The sequence below is a fragment of the Bacillus cereus group sp. RP37 genome (assembly GCF_040459695.1).
Lineage (GTDB): Bacteria > Bacillota > Bacilli > Bacillales > Bacillaceae_G > Bacillus_A.
In genome coordinates, this window is record NZ_JARVHP010000001.1 from 5149102 (window position 1) to 5165763 (window position 16662).

A 16662-nucleotide genomic window follows, 5' to 3' on the forward strand; every position below is an offset into this window, starting at 1 on the left:
GATTTTTCGACTTATAAATTTGCTGCATCTTCTTCGTCTTTACTATTATTTAACGCACTATGTTTTCGGCTATATAAGAAGTAAACCGCAATACCGATAACCATCCATACCCCAAAACTAATCCAAGCAGTCCCGGATAACTGAAGCATTAAGTATAAACAAAAAATCACCGTTAATGCTGGTAAAAATGGTACAAGCGGCGCCTTAAATGCCCTTGGTAAATCAGGATGAGTTCTTCTCATTACAATAACAGCAACAGCTACAAGTGCAAAGGCTGACAAAGTCCCCATATTTACAAGATGCGCTAACACATTTAAATCTATTAATCCTGAAATAAGTGCTGCAATAATTCCTGTTGTCCATGTATTTAAAAATGGTGTTTTAAATTTCGGATGGACTTTAGCAAGGCGCTTCGGCAATAATCCATCTCTACTCATTGCATACGAAACACGTACTTGCCCATACATCATAACTAACATTACTGTTGTGATTCCCGTAATTGCCCCTACTGAAATTACTCCAGCTAAACTATCTTGTCCAATAAATTGAAGTGCAAAAGCAACTGGATCTGATATATTCAACTGTCCGTATGGAACAATTCCTGTCAAAATAAGTGAAACGACAATATAAAGAACCGTACAAATTAATAAAGATGCAATAATGCCAATTGGTAAATCACGTTGTGGACGTTTCACTTCCTCTGCAGCTGTTGAAACTGCATCAAATCCTATGAATGCAAAGAACACCGTAGCAGCTCCAGCCATTACACCATCTAAGCCAAACGGCATAAAAGGTGTCCAATTTTCAGGTTTTACATAATTAAAACCAGCAAAGATAAAAATAAGAACAACCGCTAATTTAATAAACACCATAATGTTATTTATTCGTGCACTTTCACGAACACCTCTAGATAAAAGAACTGTCATAATTAAAATAATTAAAACTGCAGGTAAATCAATTATTCCACCCTTCCCTGTACCAGGTGCTGAGGAGAGAATAGTCGGAATATGAATCCCAAATCCCTTTAATAAAGATTGAAAATAAGCGGACCAACCGTTTGCTACAGCAGATGTAGCGAGTAAATATTCAAGCATTAAGTCCCATCCAATTAAAAATGCGAATACCTCTCCCATCGTCGCATATGTGTACGTATACACACTGCCTGAGACGGGAACTGAAGAAGCGAATTCAGCATAACAAAATGCAGCAAAGGCACAGGCTAACGCGGCTATCGCAAATGATAATATAATAGCTGGTCCAGAGTGTTTTGCTGCCACCACGCCCGTTAGAACAAAAATACCTGTTCCAACAATTGCCCCGATTCCAAGCATAGTTAAATCCAATGCGCCCAATGTTCTTGCTAATGTCTTTTGCTTACTCTCTTGCATTAACTTTGCAATAGGCTTCTTTTGAAAAATTTGCTTCATAGCATGCTCCTCCAAGTTTTAAATTTTCTGAAAATTTTTAATTCGCTTTTTTATTTTACTCATAGCACTTTTCCTAGTCAATACTTTTGTCGAAATAAGTAGAAATTCTTCTGAATATGTCCTATCCTTATCCTTCTTTCTATATATCTTTCTATAACTTTTTTTGGTATTATTATACATGTCGATTCCATAAAAGAGGCATGCTCACTAAGTGAGCATGCCTCTTTTTACTTATTTCACAGTATGTGAACCTTCTTCAATCCAGCTATACATATATTTTTCATCTTCCGTCTCATGTGCTTGTTTTACAATACGAAGCGGACGGAATGTATCTATCATAACAGCTAATTCAAGCGTTTCTTTCTTCCCTATACTCGCCTCTGTTTTCCCAGGGTGCGGCCCATGAGGAATTCCGCTCGGATGAAGTGTAATAGAACCTTCTTCCACACCTTTCCGGCTCATAAAGTTTCCTTCTACATAGTACAGTACTTCATCACTATTCACGTTACTATGATAATATGGTGCCGGAATAGATTCTGGATGATAGTCGTATAAACGTGGTACGAAAGAGCAAATAACGAAATTGTGACCTTCAAACGTTTGATGTACTGGAGGTGGCTGATGAATACGGCCTGTGATCGGTTCAAAGTCCTCTACATTAAAGACCCACGGATATAAATAGCCATCCCATCCAACAACATCTAACGGATGGTGCCCTAAAACATGTTTATGCATATACCCTCGCGACTTTGTCATTACGACAAACTCACCTTTTTCATCATACGTCTCTAATTTTTCAGGACCACGAATATCCCTCTCACAAAACGGACTATGCTCTAACAATTGTCCGTATTCATTGCGGTAGCGACGCGGCGTTGTAATTTGACTATTTGCCTCTACAACAAGAAACTTAGTCTCTCCTTCATCTGGAATAACACGATAGATTGTGCCAATTGGAATCGTTACATAATCACCTTTTCGATAGTGAATCGTTCCAAACATCGTTTCAATTTTCCCTGTTCCGTAATGAACAAATAACATTTCATCTCCATCGCCATTACGGTAGAAATAGTCCATTTTTTCTGTTGGAGTCACTACTCCAATTAATAAATCCTCATTCCCAAGCATAAAGTTTCTTCCACTTACTGCATCACCAGTTTTTTTATTTTCTTTCGTGCGAAAATGACGGTGAGCAAGAGCTACATCTTCTTCATACTGCAACTGACAGGAATGTGATACTGCCGAATGCGATACTTCCGTTGGCATATAATGATGATACAAAATAGACTGCGTACCAGAAAAGCCTTTCGTTCCCATTACCTGTTCACGATAAAGCGATCCATCCTTTTTACGGAATTGTACATGTCGTTTATGAGGTAGCTCCCCCATGTGACGATAAAACATGCCCATCACCTGCTTCCATTTCTTTTTTGACCGTATTACGTAACGTACCTAAACCAGTAATCGTAAGTTCTACAACATCTCCATCTTGCAGCCACTCTTCCGTACCCAGTTCTAAAATACAACCTGTTCCTACTGTCCCAGAACCAATCACATCGCCTGGATATAAAGTAACGTCTTCTGAAGCACGTTCAATCATTTCAGCAAATGTATAGTAAATATCTTGGAAGTTCCCCTTTGATAATAGCTTTCCATTTACATGAGCAGTCATTTCTAACTCATAGCGGTCACCGTTACGATACACAGCTAGTTCCTCTTTCGTAACAAGGTGCGCTCCTAATGAAGTTGCAAAATCTTTTCCTTTTGCCGGACCGAGTCCTACCTTCATTTCTGTTGCTTGTAAGTCCCTTGCACTCCAGTCATTCATAATACAATAACCAAAAATGTATTCTTCTGCTTGCTCACGAGAAATATTTCTTCCTTCTTTCCCGATTACGCAAGCAATCTCTAACTCATAATCAAGTTTTTTAGATTTCTTCGGACCGATTACAAAATCATCAGGACCAATTACAGCACGATGGTTCGTAAAATAAAAAACCGGGAAATCGTACCATTCAGGTACAACATCTAGCCCTCTTCGGCCACGAGCCGTTTTTACGTGCTGTTCAAACGCGTAAAAATCCCGAATACTACTCGGATTAGGAATTGCCGCCGCTAATTGTACTTCCTCTAAGGAATATACACCCTTTTCCGGATTCTTAATCTTACGCAATACTTCTACATACTCATCCGCTTTCTCTAAAAAGGCGAACATAGAAGAAGGTAATTTCCCATCACTAGCAAGATTCATATCAATTACTTTGTCACCTTCAAGCCATCCAGCTCGCATTTCTTTTGAAGGAAGACGAAATGTAACAAATTTCATCATGATTCCTCCCTATGAAAATGAAATTTCCACCAACAAAATAATTTTTGCTGGTGGATATAAATTTTATAAATTTCCGCGACGCTCTTGTTCTCTTTCAATTGATTCGAATAATGCTTTAAAGTTCCCTTCTCCAAATCCGCGAGAACCTTTACGTTGAATGATCTCAATAAATAAAGTTGGACGATCTACAATTGGTTTCGTAAAGATTTGTAGTAAGTAGCCTTCCTCATCACGATCTACTAAAATCTTTAATTCTTTTAACCTATCAATTTCCTCATCAATTTTTCCAACTCGTGCACTTAACTCATCATAATAAGTATCGGGTGTATCTAAAAACTCCACGCCATTTGCACGAAGCGCTTCCACTGTTTTAACGATATCGCTTGTTAGTAAAGCAAGATGTTGTACACCTGCTCCATTATAGAATTCTAGATATTCTTGAATTTGTGATTTTCGCTTTCCATCTGCCGGTTCGTTAATAGGGAACTTAATACGACTTCCATTCGTCATTACTTTTGACATTAACGCCGAGTACTCTGTACTAATGTCGTCATCATCAAAATGGATCATTTGTTTAAAGCCCATAACGTTCTCATAATAACTAACCCACTCTTCCATTTTTTCAACATTACCAACTACATGGTCTACAGCAATTAACCCTGACTCTTCAAATGGAATATTAAACTCGACCTTTTGGAATCCTGGCATAAATGTTCCTTTATAATTTTTACGCTCTACAAGCGTGTGAATTGTATCACCATACGTACCAATAACTGCTTTTTTCAATGTACCGTCCTCGTCCGTTAACTCTACAGGCGGAGCAATTGCGACGGCACCACGTTTTACTGCTTCCGAGTATGCTTTATCAACATCATCAACAAGTAATGCCACGTCTTTCACACCATCACCATGAGTCTTTACAAACTCTGCGATACGATTGTCGCTACTTAAAGCTCCAGACACAACAAAACGCATATTTTTTTGCACAAGAACATAAGATACCTTTTCACGGTTACCAGTTTCTAATCCAGAGTAAGCCACAATTTTGAATCCGAATGCTCTCGCAAGATAATAACTTGATTGCTTTGCATTCCCTACGTAAAATTCCAAATGATCTACATCACGTACTGGAAAAAAGTCCTCCATTTGTGCAGCTAGCGTATCCATAGATTTTTGTTTCATAAAATCCTCATCCCCCTGTAAATAGATTAAATGGTCCATACTTAAAACCAACCGAAAACGCTTCCAACATCGATTAATAGAAATTAGTTAGCAAGCTAACAAATTCTGACCTTTAAAATTTTCTATCTTTTCTGTCAAATTCCTCTTTTTTTCTTACATATAAAATTCGACTTTTTTCTCTTTAAAATAAAGTGAAACTTTAATCAATGAAGTTTTACAAGATAAAGGGAGACTGTTAATACTTGAAGGAATATATAGAAGAAAAACAAAAAAGACCCCAACATATTAACTACTTACTAATATGCTAGAGTCTTTATTTTTTTTGAATGATTGTATTTATATGTCTCATACTAATACATTTGCAAGGAATAGAATAAATGATGTTAATACTACCGCTCCACCTAATGATCCTAATAAATCTGTTTTTGTTACTTGTAACACTTGTTCACTGTTCATATTCCTCATTCTCCTTTCATTTTGTGAGATTTAAAATTTTTATTATACTAATACGCTTGATAGAAATACGATTAACGCTGTTAATACTACTGCTCCACTTGCTGATCCTACGAAGTCACCTTTTGTTACTTGTAATACTTGCTCTTTCATATCTTTCATTCTCCCTTCTATTTTCTTTTGTCACAAAACTTTTATTATACTAATACGCTTGATAGAAATACGATTAATGCTGTTAATACTACTGCTCCACTTGCTGATCCTACGAAGTCACCTTTTGTTACTTGTAATACTTGCTCTTTCATTTTGCATTCTCCTCTCTTTTTCTTTTATTACAAAACTTTTATTATACTAATACGCTTGATAGAAATACGATTAACGCTGTTAATACTACTGCTCCACTTGCTGATCCTACGAAGTCACCTTTTGTTACTTGTAATACTTGCTCTTTCATATCTTTCATTCTCCCTTCTATTTTCTTTTGTCACAAAACTTTTATTATACTAATACGCTTGATAGAAATACGATTAATGCTGTTAATACTACTGCTCCACTTGCTGATCCTACGAAGTCACCTTTTGTTACTTGTAATACTTGCTCTTTCATTTTATGTATCCTCCTTTTTAATAAGTTATCTATATGTAATTTCTAAGAAATGTTTATTTCATAGTTTTTATGTTAGCGTTACATTAAATTTAATAACGTAACGTTTGTAACATTAATGTAACATAACTATTATTACGTTGCAATATAATTACGTAAATTTTATTACACTTTTTTTACGTTTTTTTATAAACACCCTCAAAAACCTTGTTTTAATGCACTTTCTACTAAGTTCACGTTTGTAACATTCGTGTAACATTACAGTCATAAAACGAAATATAATCATTTCTCTCCCTACTTTTGTTACAAATCAAAGTAAAACTCTAATAAATGACAGTGAACCTATTAAAACTTTACTGACAGTTAATACGGGATAAAACACCATCTTTCCAAGATAAGTTTATATGTTTCCTCTATATAACTATGTATAATAAAAACAAAGAGGTGGTCATTTTGAAATTAATCGCATTAGATATGGATGGTACGCTACTATCATCTAATCTCGAAATCTCCAAAGAGAACTTACAAGCAATCCAAACTGCAAAAGAAGCCGGTCATATCGTAATGATTTGTTCTGGCCGTGCAAAAGAGGATGCTTTGAAATTATTGGAAGAATATAAACTATCTCTTCCAGTTGGAGCGAGCAATGGGGCAATTGTTTATGTGGATGGAAAAGTAATTAACTCGCGTTGTTTACAAAATGATAAAGTATACAAGCTTGCAAAATTACTAGAATCTGAAGGTTTTCCTTATAAGCTATATACGAATAAAGGAGTTTATTCTCCATATACATGGCAAAATCAAGTCATGCAAGCGTTCGAAGAAAACAAGCATGCACTAGATGTTACACTTGAGGAACTCGAAAGAATTACAGAAAAACAAAAGAAATCAAACTTAATTACTGATTTCCAAAAAATCGAAGATGTTGTAAATAATCCAGAACTAGAAATATCTAAATTCTTTATTTTGACATTTAATGCAGAGCATCGCGCACAGCTATTAAGTATGTTACAAGAAGACACTGATATTATGGTTACAGCATCTGCTCCTACTAACTTAGAAATTATGGATAAGAATGGGCATAAAGGGAATGGGCTGAAACAAATGGCAGCCCACTTTAACATACCAATTGAAGATACAGTTGCTATCGGTGACAATTTTAACGATGTACCCATGTTAGAAGTAGCTGGTTTATCAGTTGCAATGGGAAATGCTGAAGAAGATGTAAAAAAACTATGTGATGTTGTGACATTAACAAACAATGAACACGGTGTTGCTCATGCAATCGAGCAATTTGTATTGAAACAAACTTCATCTAGTAAATAAAGTGAAGCTTTAATTAGAGAGGGGTGTCCCTCTGATTATTAGTTGAACCAATCGGGCTTTTACGGGCAGTTAATGCGGGGTAAAAAAGGGACTCTTTCAACTTCTGAAAGAGTCCCTCTCTTTTATACATGATGACAAGCAACAAAGTGCTCTTCACCAACATTACGGAATTCTGGTACTGTTTGTTTACAAATATCCGTCGCAAACGGGCAACGTGTATGAAAGCGACAACCCGAAGGTGGATTTGCTGGACTTGGAATGTCACCCTCTAGTATAATTCGCTCTCGCTTCACTGTTGGATCTGGTATTGGCACAGCCGATAACAATGCTTTTGTATACGGATGAAGTGGGTTCGTAAATAACTCATCACGCGGCGCTGTTTCCACAATCGTTCCTAAATACATAATCCCAATTTTCGTACATAAGTGCTCCACTACGCTTAAATCATGTGAAATGAACAAATAAGATAGTCCCTTTTTCTCCTGTAACTCACTAAACAAATTAATGATCTGTGCTTGAATAGATACATCTAGTGCTGCCACAGGTTCGTCAGCTACAATAAATTCTGGATTTAATACCATAGCTCTCGCGATAACGATACGCTGACGTTGCCCACCAGAAAACTCGTGAGGATAACGGTCAATATGATATGGAGCTAGACCGCATAACTCTAATACTTCTGTCACTTTTTCACGAACGTTTTCTTTCGTCGCTAGTCCGTGAGCCAACATCGGCTCGCCAAGCGCTTCTCCAATTCTCATTCTTGGATTTAATGAGCTAAATGGATCTTGGAAGACGAGCTGCATATTAGGACGATGTTTTCTCAATTCCTCTTTTGATAGAGAATGAACATCGTGTCCTTTAAACTTCACTTCCCCCTCCGTTTTTTGGACGAGACGTAAAATTGTTTTTCCTATCGTCGTTTTTCCGCTTCCTGATTCACCAACGAGACCGAACACTTCGCCTTTATTAATAGTAAAGCTTACTCCATCAACTGCTTTTACATGTCCAATTGTTCGACTAAATACGCCACCTTTAATGGGGAAATATGTCTTTAAGTTTTTTACTTCTAATAATGGTTCGCTCATTGTTCCGCACGCTCCTCATATAACCAGCAAGCTACTTTATGATTTTCATCATGTACATTTAGATTCGGTGCTTCTTCTTTACATATTTCCATACAATGCTCACAACGACCGCTAAAGTAGCAAAATTCATCCAAACCGACTAAATTAGGAACTTGCCCTGGAATAGAATATAGTTTATCTATTCGTTTTCCCATCACTGGTTTTGATTTCAACAATCCTTTCGTGTACGGGTGTTTCGGATTTTGGAATATCTCCAGCACTGGTGCTTCTTCAATAACTTTCCCGCCATACATAACGACAACGTAATCAGCCATTTCTGCTACAACGCCTAAATCATGTGTAATTAATAAAATGGATGTTTTAAATTCCTCTTTTATTTGTCTTAATAAGTCTAATATTTGAGCTTGAATCGTAACATCAAGAGCCGTTGTCGGTTCATCAGCAATTAATAACTTTGGATTACAACTAAGTGCAACAGCAATCATAATACGTTGTAACATGCCACCACTTAGTTCGTGCGGATAAGAATGGACGATTTCATCCGCACGAGCTATGCCGACTTTACGAATTAACTCAATTGCTTTCTTATACGCTTCATTTTTACTAAGTAATTCATGCTCTCTTAACGTTTCTACAATTTGTTCACCTACAGTGAAGACGGGATTTAGCGATGTCATCGGTTCTTGAAAAATCATTGCAATATCATTTCCTCGTAAACTACGAAGTTCTTTCTCTTTCATTCCTAAAAGACTTTTTCCTTCATATAAAATATCTCCACCTACTACACTGCCTGATTCAGCAATAAGTCCCATAATAGATAAAGCCGTTACACTTTTCCCGCACCCTGATTCACCTACAACACAAACCGTTTCACCTTCTCGAACTGCAAAGCTAACGTGATTTACAGCCTTTACTGTCCCTTCTTCTGTCTGAAAGTGTGTTTGTAAGTCTTTCAGCTCTACTACCGCTTTATTCATACCTTCTCACCTACCGTCTCATCTTTGGATCTAACGCATCACGAAGTGCATCACCAAGTAAGTTAATTGATACAACTGTTATAAAGATTGCAAAACCAGGCGGAATCCATAACCACGGACGCTTTTGGAAATCAATTAATGAGTTAGCTGCACTAATCATATTCCCCCATGATGGTGTAGGTGGGACGACGCCGAGACCTAAGTAGCTTAGTGCGGACTCCCCTAAAATTGAACCCGCAACACCTAATGTGGATACAACAATTAATATCGGTAAAACATTAGGAATTAAGTGGTATATAATTTTTCGGTAATCTTTTATTCCTAGCACATCAGCAGCTTGCATAAATGCTTGCTCTCTAAGTGATAAAATTTGACCTCTTACAAGACGTGCAAGCCCCGGCCAACCTACTAAACTTAAAATAATCATAATGACATACAGACGATAATCAGACGGTACTTTCCACTCTGATAAAATCGCTCCCATTATAATAAGTAATGGTAATCCTGGCATCGACATTAATATATCAGCAAGACGCATAATAATATTATCAACGATACCACGATAAAAACCTGCGATAGCTCCTAATACAGCTCCTAGTATCACTGATAAAACCATTGATGCTAGGCCAATCGTTAATGAAATTCGTCCCGCTTGCATAAGTCTTGTTAAAATATCTCTTCCTAATTGATCTGTACCGAGCCAATGAGAAAAACTAGGTGGTTTGTTAATTAACGCAACTTGTATTTTCCCTGATGCATATGGTGAAAAGAACGGACCGATAAAACAAAATAAAAACATAAAAATTAGTGCATACAACCCTACGAGCGCCATCTTATTTCTCTTTATCCGTTTAAGAGCTTGTCGCCATGGCGATGATTCATTTTTTCTTCTCTTTTTTTCTTTCTTCTCTGTAATTACTGTAACAGTCTCCATTTCTTTCCCCCCTTACTTCAACCGAATTCGTGGATCAACAACTGCATATACGATATCTGCGAAAAAATTTGAAACGATTGTTAAACAAGAAAGAAACATCGTAAATGCCATCAATACTGTATAATCACGGAAATTTAGTGCTTCCAATTGAATACCGCCAATCCCTGGCCAGTTAAAAATTTGTTCAATAATAATTGCCCCAGAAAACAATCCAGGTAACTCAAACGCAAGCAATGTAATAGCCGGTAAAATGGCATTTTTTAATGCATGCTTATAAATAACAGTCTTCTCTTTTAACCCTTTTGCTCGTGCTGTTCGTATGTAATCTTGTCTTACAACCTCTAACATACTTGTTCTAAAGTAGCGAGTTAATGAGCCCACACCAAGAAGAGTCAAAATAAATACCGGTAAAACCATATGCTTTGCAACTTCTATCACATAAGCGAATCCGGTTGAATTACTACCAACATCAATCATTCCACCTATTGGCAATAACTTAAGATCAACTGCGAACACCTTAATTAAAAACAGACCTATAAAAAATGAAGGAAATGACATTGCTGCAAAGATACCAATTGTTACAAGCTTATCGAATAAAGAATGTTGTTTTGTCGCTGAAAATACACCGATAATAAGTGCAATTAGCCAAATAAAAAACAATGCAATAATTGCTACACTAAAAGAGTTCCAAATAAATTTATTTAATAATGATGTTACAGGTTCTTGATACTGCAACGAAAAACCAAAGTCGCCTTGTAACGCATTACCTAACCAATGAAAATAGCGCTCAACAATTGGCTTATTTAATCCATACAATTCCCGAAGCTCTGCCGCCCTTTGCGGTGTAATCTTAGGATTCGAATCAATATAATCCCCTGGAAGAAGTGCAAACAGGAAGAAAATAACAATTGACGTTCCCAAAAGTGTAGGAATCATTTGTAACAACCTACGAACGATATACGTTTTCACCCTTTTTCTCTCCAATCTTATGCTTAAAATAGAAGAACATTTTTTCGAATCAGCATATTACTAGCCGAATGAAAAAATGTCTTCTACTTATACATTCTTCTCGTTATTTTTCAATAGATAATACTGGCGAGTTCGAACTAATACTGTCATACTTCTCAGGATCAATTCCTTTAATGTTTCCATTGTAAGCTGTGATGATTCTACGATAGTTTAATAAAATTACTGGCGGATCATCACTTAGTTCTTTGTACAGTTCTTTGTAAATTGGTTTACGTTTCTCAATATCTACGGTTTCAATTCCTTTTTTAATTAATGCATCTACTTTTTCATTTTTATAACCTAGGGTATTATCATCACCTTCTGAAGAGTAACCACTTACAGTTTCACTTGGATCTGTTGTAATTGGTGTTGCAACAGAAGCTAAATCATAATCGCCTTTTTTCACTTTTGATAGCATCGTATTAAAATCCATAAATTCAGGATTGAACTCAACACCTAATTCTTTATAGTTCTCTTTTGCGATCGGAATAAATAAATCACCTTCTTTTGCTGAGCTTGCACCATAATACGTTAATTTAAGTTTTTGACCATCTTTTTCACGAATTCCGTCTGAACCAGCTTTCCATCCAGCTTCATCTAATAATTTCTTCGCCTTATCTAAGTTATATTCGTACTTATTAATACCCTCTTCTGTATAAGCCCAAGATGTTGGATGAATTGGAACATTTGCTACTGTACCGTATCCTTTCAAAGCTGTATCTACATATTTTTTACGATCCAATCCATAAATAAGAGCTTGACGAACTTTCTTATCTTTTAAATACGGTTTTTTACTATTCATTCTTATATAACTAAATGAAGCAGCCGTCTCTATTTCAACATTTGCAAACTGTAAACTCTTCACTTGTTCTAGAATTTCATCCCCGTAGCCTACTCCTGTATAATCTATCTCACCTGTTTGGAATAATTGGAATTTTGTATCCGGTGAAGTAATCTTATAAATAAAGTTTGGGATTTTTGGTTTGCCTGCATAATAATTTTCATTTGCTATAAAACGAACTTCTTGTCCTGGGATATACTTTTCAAACTTATATGGCCCCGCAGCTATCGGTTTTCCATATAACTCTTTTAAATAATCTAAACTAGTATTTTGTTTATACTCTTTTCCATAATAAGCTTTCGATAATACTGGACCACCTAAAGCAATTAGCGCTTGTGAGTTAACTTTTTCAGTTGTAATTTTAATTGTTTGTGGATCAACAACTTGAATTCCTTCAATAGACGTCGCTTTTCCTTCTTTATATTCCTTTCCACCTTTAATTGCATATTGTGAAATATCATCGCCGCCTTCATACGCTTTATCATGTAGAAGTGATAATGTAAATGCTACATCGTCAGCGGTTAATGGCGATCCATCACTAAATTTCAAGTCTTTGCGTAAATGAAATGTATATGTTAATTGGTCTGAAGAAACATCCCACTTCTCAGCAAGATCTGGTATAGGTTTTCCTTGTTTATCTGTTGTAACAAGGGAAGCAAAAATAACCGATGTCACATTCCCATCCCAACCGTTCTCTTGAAAGTAAGGTAAGAAAACTCCCCCAGGCTTTGAGATACCAGAAATAAACGTATCTTTTCTATTTTTTGCCTTATCAGGTACTTTCGTTTTATCTGTAGCCGCAATTTTTTCAACTTTTACATTTTTTAAATCCTGCTGTTTTACCGGTTCTGTAGAAGCCGTATCCTCCTGTCCCCCACAAGCAGATAACACAAGTGAACTACTCAGTAATACCGAAAATACACCAGCCCATTTTTTTGTCTTTTTCTTCATTGTCCCCACCCTAACTGTTTAATAGTGATACCCTTTGAACTTATTAGCTTATGTATGCCTCCCACAGCACATTTATAGCCAATCGGAAAAGTCGGTTTTAATCGTAAAAAAATAGATGTTTTTGAGGGGTAACAATCCTATTCCGACCTTTCCGGTAGACTTTATGGTTATTAGCTTATATCGTCCGTTATATTTTGTCAATTCTTTCTAAATAAATATTTTTAGAATTTTTCCAAAATTATTGTTCTATCTTTAATTTAGGTAAACTTAACAAGATACCGTTATAGTTATCTTCTTGCAATCCTTGAATGCGTGCATTATGTGCAGACACAACTTTACTATTATTTAGGAAAATAACAGGCGGATCTTCGCTCAACTCCTGGTACAACTTTTTATAAATTTCTTTTCGTTTTTCAATATCTAATGTTTCTAGTGCCTGCTTAGCTAATTCATCTACTTTTGGATTATAGTATCCATCATAGTTTCGTTTACTTGTCGAAACAAACTCCTCAATTGTTCCACTTGGATCATCAATCATTGGCGTAGATACCATCGCCAAATCATAATCACCTTTTATCACTTTTGAAATCATCGTATTAAAGTCCATATATTCCGGGTTGAACTCTACACCAAGCTTTTTATAATCTTCTTTCATCACAGGAATCATTACATCATTTATTTTACTTGCTGATGAGGCAAAATAACTTACTTTCAGTTTTTGTCCGTCCTTTTCACGAATTCCATCCGAACCTGCTTTCCATCCAGCCTCATCCAATAATTTCTTTGCCTTCTCTAAATTATACTCATATTTATTAATGCCCTCTTCTGTATACGCCCAAGAAACTGGCGTAATCGGTACATTAACAAGTGACGCATAACCTTGGAAATACGTATCAATAACCTTTTGACGCTCTAATCCATAAATAAATGCTTGGCGAACACGTTTATCTTTAAAGTATGGCTTCTTATAATTCATTTTAATGTAGCCGTAAGAGCTTCCTGTATACACATTAATATTAGCAAAACCTAAATCTTTTAATTGTTCAATTGTTTCTGCATTTGTAGAAAATCCGTCGTAATCCACTTCTCCAGCTTGGAATTGCTGCAACTTCGTATCGCCTTTTGAAATTTTATAAATAAAGTGCTCAATCTTCGGCTTTCCTTCAAAATAATTTTCATTTGCTACAAATCGAACTTCTTGACCAGGAATATATTGATCTAACTTATAAGCTCCTGCTCCCACTGGCTTCCCATACAACTCTTTTAAGTACTCCAAGTGTCCTTGTTTATACTCTTTCCCGTAATAAGCTTTAGATATAACTTCTCCGCCAATTAACGATAATGTTTGGGCATTTACCTTTTCGGTTGTAATCGTAATTGTTTTCGGATCAATGACCTGAATTCCCTCAATAGAATTTGCTTTTCCTTCTTTATATGCTTGCCCACCTTTTATTGCTGTTTGACTTATATCAGTCGCCCCACTATAAGTTGGGTCGTGTAATAAAGTTAATGTAAATGCTACATCATCTGCAGTTAACGGTGTACCATCACTAAACTTTAAATCATCTTTCAAATGGAATGTATATGTAAGCTGATCCTCCGAAATATCCCACTTCTTCGCCAAAATAGGAATTGGTTTCCCTTCCTTATCCAGTCCAACAAGAGGCGCAAATATAGCTTGCGTTATATTACCATCCCATCCATTCTCCATAAAGTGCGGAAGGAATATCCCCCCAGGACTCGGCATTCCAACTACAAAGGTATCTTTTCTTTCTTTTACTTTTGTAGGACTTTTTGCTTTGTCGCTTGCCTTAATAAATTCATCTTTTACTTTTGGTACGTTCCCGGCTTCATTTGTACTTGCTTCCTCTTGACCACATCCGGCTAGTAATACTGATACACTAAGAAATGTAACAAGTGCTCCTTTAAAAGCATTTTTCATTGCACTCTCACCTTTACCTTCCTAATTTTTAACGATGTAGGAACATAGGCCCCCTTCCTGTAACTATCTTTATTTTTCCTATAAAAATAGTATGAATTAATTTCAAGATTATTCCTTTCCTTTAAACATGTCAATCGTTCTCTTTTATTTCGTATTAAAAAATTGAAAATCCACTTCTATTCGTTCAGCATGAAACATAGAATACTAATAACCAATTACCAAAAAGGGGGCGAAAACATGGACAACCTATTCCAATACGTCCTGCACTACGTATTATTAACAATTATGATAGTTGGGGCGCTATTACTATTCCCATTCTTCCCAAAGTTCGTCCTCTTTTTAGCTTTTTTTATTATGCTCGGGATCGCTATTATCATTTCAACAAAGGAAGATACCACACAAAAAGAAAGCAGAGTTCAGCGTGTAAAGCTGTAACTCTGCTTTTTTCAATCGTAACGTATTCTTGTTAAACCAATCACGAAAAATACTCCTGCAAATAAAATGAGTATACCAATATAGCTTCCTATATCTGCTAATGCACCTCCTCTTACAATCAACTCCGTAAATCCACGCATTGCCCAAGTTTGCGGAACAAAGTTTGCTACTGTTTGCATCCATGCTGGTTCAATTTCAATTGGCCAATAAAGACCACCAATCATGCATGTTGAAATCACAACGATATTCCCTAGCGCTGACTGCTGTTCTGTTGTTTTTACGATGCTTGCTAATAATAAGGCTAGACCAATGACAGCTAGTAATAACGCCGAGGTGAGGGTAATAACTCCTAATAAATTTCCCCACTGCACATCAAATAAGGAATGCGTTAATATCATTAAAACACCAAATTGAATCCAGCCTATTAAAAAGAAGGAAAGGATATATCCCGCCAGTATTTGAACTTTTGAAACTGGCGCTTCTAATAAACGAGACCAAACACCAAGTTGCCTAGCTTTTAAAATAGTCCCCGTCGCACTTAACATAACAATCATAACGAATAGAATGGAAAAGCCTGCCGCTCGTCCTGTAACGTTATTTAACTTTTGATCATCATGTGAAATTGACTCTTTTTGAATCGAAACAGGTTCTACTTTTGTATAGGTTTCTTTATACATCGTTTCCCACGAAGTGTTACTTTTCTTCTCAAAATCTCTTGCCGCACTAACTTCTATCTCCATTTTTTTTAATGTGCTTGTCAATACTTGCTCTACAGAAGTTCCACCAGTAAAATCAGCACTGGCCTGAAACTGAATATTTTCTATCTTCCTATCTAGCATACTCTTTTGAAAGTCTTTCGGAATGATAACTATACCCGATGATTTTTTATTTTCAACCTTCTGTTTTCCTTCCTGATACGTTACCTTCTCTATAGAAATTAAGTCACTTTTCTTTATTTCCTCATAATATTTGCTAGATAGTACAGAACCATCTTCATCTACTAAGCTAACATTTACTTTCTCATTCCCACTTCCACCTAAAAGTCCTCCAAAAATGAGTGTAAAAATAATAGGCATTCCAAACATGAGTATATAACTTTGTGGCTTTATTAAAATTTGTTTTAGCTCTAACCAACAAAGCGCCCAAACCTTCTTCATCATTTCCCC

18 protein-coding genes are annotated in these 16662 nt (G+C 36.2%); 2 read left to right on the forward strand and 16 right to left on the reverse strand.

All coding sequences use genetic code 11. From position 1 onward, the window contains the following. Positions 1–11 precede the first annotated feature (11 nt). The 9 genes from bcaP to QCI44_RS27050 form a co-directional block, all read right to left on the reverse strand. Entirely contained in the window at positions 12–1427 is a 1416-nt protein-coding gene (gene bcaP, locus QCI44_RS27010; protein WP_016089595.1) for a branched-chain amino acid transporter BcaP, read from the reverse strand. A 231-nt stretch (positions 1428–1658) separates the two neighbouring features. After that, positions 1659–2831 (reverse strand): homogentisate 1,2-dioxygenase, encoded by a 1173-nt coding sequence (locus QCI44_RS27015; protein WP_000499922.1) that lies wholly within the window; start codon positions 2829–2831, stop codon positions 1659–1661. Continuing rightward, positions 2797–3753 carry a fumarylacetoacetate hydrolase family protein gene (locus tag QCI44_RS27020; RefSeq protein ID WP_016089596.1) on the reverse strand — a complete coding sequence of 319 codons (957 nt, stop codon included), beginning with the start codon at positions 3751–3753 and terminating at the stop codon, positions 2797–2799. The genes QCI44_RS27015 and QCI44_RS27020 overlap by 35 nt, the downstream gene beginning before the upstream one ends. 66 nt (positions 3754–3819) lie before the next feature. After that, on the reverse strand, positions 3820–4938 hold the full coding sequence (gene hppD, locus QCI44_RS27025; RefSeq protein ID WP_016089597.1) for a 4-hydroxyphenylpyruvate dioxygenase: 1119 nt from the start codon (positions 4936–4938) through the stop codon (positions 3820–3822). A 345-nt stretch (positions 4939–5283) separates the two neighbouring features. Next, a complete protein-coding gene (locus QCI44_RS27030; RefSeq protein ID WP_001083700.1) occupies positions 5284–5394 on the reverse strand; it encodes a DUF3948 family protein in 111 nt (36 codons plus the stop codon). A 42-nt stretch (positions 5395–5436) separates the two neighbouring features. Next, entirely contained in the window at positions 5437–5553 is a 117-nt protein-coding gene (locus tag QCI44_RS27035; RefSeq protein WP_000654250.1) for a DUF3948 family protein, read from the reverse strand. 35 nt (positions 5554–5588) lie between these two features. Next, a complete protein-coding gene (locus tag QCI44_RS27040; RefSeq protein WP_000664237.1) occupies positions 5589–5696 on the reverse strand; it encodes a DUF3948 family protein in 108 nt (35 codons plus the stop codon). Positions 5697–5737: 41 nt separating this feature from the next. Continuing rightward, entirely contained in the window at positions 5738–5854 is a 117-nt protein-coding gene (locus QCI44_RS27045; RefSeq protein WP_000654250.1) for a DUF3948 family protein, read from the reverse strand. Positions 5855–5889: 35 nt separating this feature from the next. Next, positions 5890–5997, reverse strand: a complete 108-nt coding sequence (locus tag QCI44_RS27050) for a DUF3948 family protein (RefSeq protein WP_000664237.1) — start codon at positions 5995–5997, stop codon at positions 5890–5892. A 450-nt stretch (positions 5998–6447) separates the two neighbouring features. On the opposite strand from QCI44_RS27050, the gene QCI44_RS27055 reads away from it, so the two are divergent. Continuing rightward, entirely contained in the window at positions 6448–7320 is an 873-nt protein-coding gene (locus tag QCI44_RS27055) for a Cof-type HAD-IIB family hydrolase (protein WP_016089598.1), read from the forward strand. A 122-nt stretch (positions 7321–7442) separates the two neighbouring features. Here QCI44_RS27055 and QCI44_RS27060 read toward each other — a convergent pair whose 3' ends face one another. The 6 genes from QCI44_RS27060 to QCI44_RS27085 all read right to left on the reverse strand — a co-directional run bounded on the left by QCI44_RS27060 (position 7443) and on the right by QCI44_RS27085 (position 15061). Then, entirely contained in the window at positions 7443–8408 is a 966-nt protein-coding gene (locus tag QCI44_RS27060) for an ABC transporter ATP-binding protein (protein WP_016089599.1), read from the reverse strand. Next, a complete protein-coding gene (locus tag QCI44_RS27065) occupies positions 8405–9385 on the reverse strand; it encodes an ABC transporter ATP-binding protein (RefSeq protein WP_016089600.1) in 981 nt (326 codons plus the stop codon). The genes QCI44_RS27060 and QCI44_RS27065 overlap by 4 nt, the downstream gene beginning before the upstream one ends. Before the next feature lie 10 nt (positions 9386–9395). Further along, complete coding sequence (gene opp4C, locus QCI44_RS27070; RefSeq protein WP_016089601.1) at positions 9396–10319, reverse strand: oligopeptide ABC transporter permease; 924 nt, start codon at positions 10317–10319, stop codon at positions 9396–9398. Positions 10320–10331: 12 nt separating this feature from the next. Beyond that, the gene (locus QCI44_RS27075; RefSeq protein ID WP_016089602.1) at positions 10332–11288 is read right to left on the reverse strand and encodes an ABC transporter permease; all 957 of its coding nucleotides are present in this window, start codon (positions 11286–11288) and stop codon (positions 10332–10334) included. A 103-nt stretch (positions 11289–11391) separates the two neighbouring features. After that, positions 11392–13119: an ABC transporter substrate-binding protein gene (locus QCI44_RS27080; RefSeq protein ID WP_016133461.1), complete on the reverse strand. Its 1728-nt coding sequence runs from the start codon at positions 13117–13119 to the stop codon at positions 11392–11394. A 238-nt stretch (positions 13120–13357) separates the two neighbouring features. Further along, positions 13358–15061, reverse strand: a complete 1704-nt coding sequence (locus QCI44_RS27085) for an ABC transporter substrate-binding protein (RefSeq protein WP_016089604.1) — start codon at positions 15059–15061, stop codon at positions 13358–13360. 237 nt (positions 15062–15298) lie between these two features. Here QCI44_RS27085 and QCI44_RS27090 point away from each other — a divergent pair, with 237 nt between their 5' ends. After that, complete coding sequence (locus QCI44_RS27090; protein WP_000369250.1) at positions 15299–15496, forward strand: hypothetical protein; 198 nt, start codon at positions 15299–15301, stop codon at positions 15494–15496. 11 nt (positions 15497–15507) lie between these two features. Here the strand turns inward: QCI44_RS27090 and QCI44_RS27095 are convergent, their stop codons facing one another. Then, positions 15508–16653, reverse strand: a complete 1146-nt coding sequence (locus QCI44_RS27095; RefSeq protein ID WP_016089605.1) for an ABC transporter permease — start codon at positions 16651–16653, stop codon at positions 15508–15510. Positions 16654–16662: the final 9 nt, after the last annotated feature.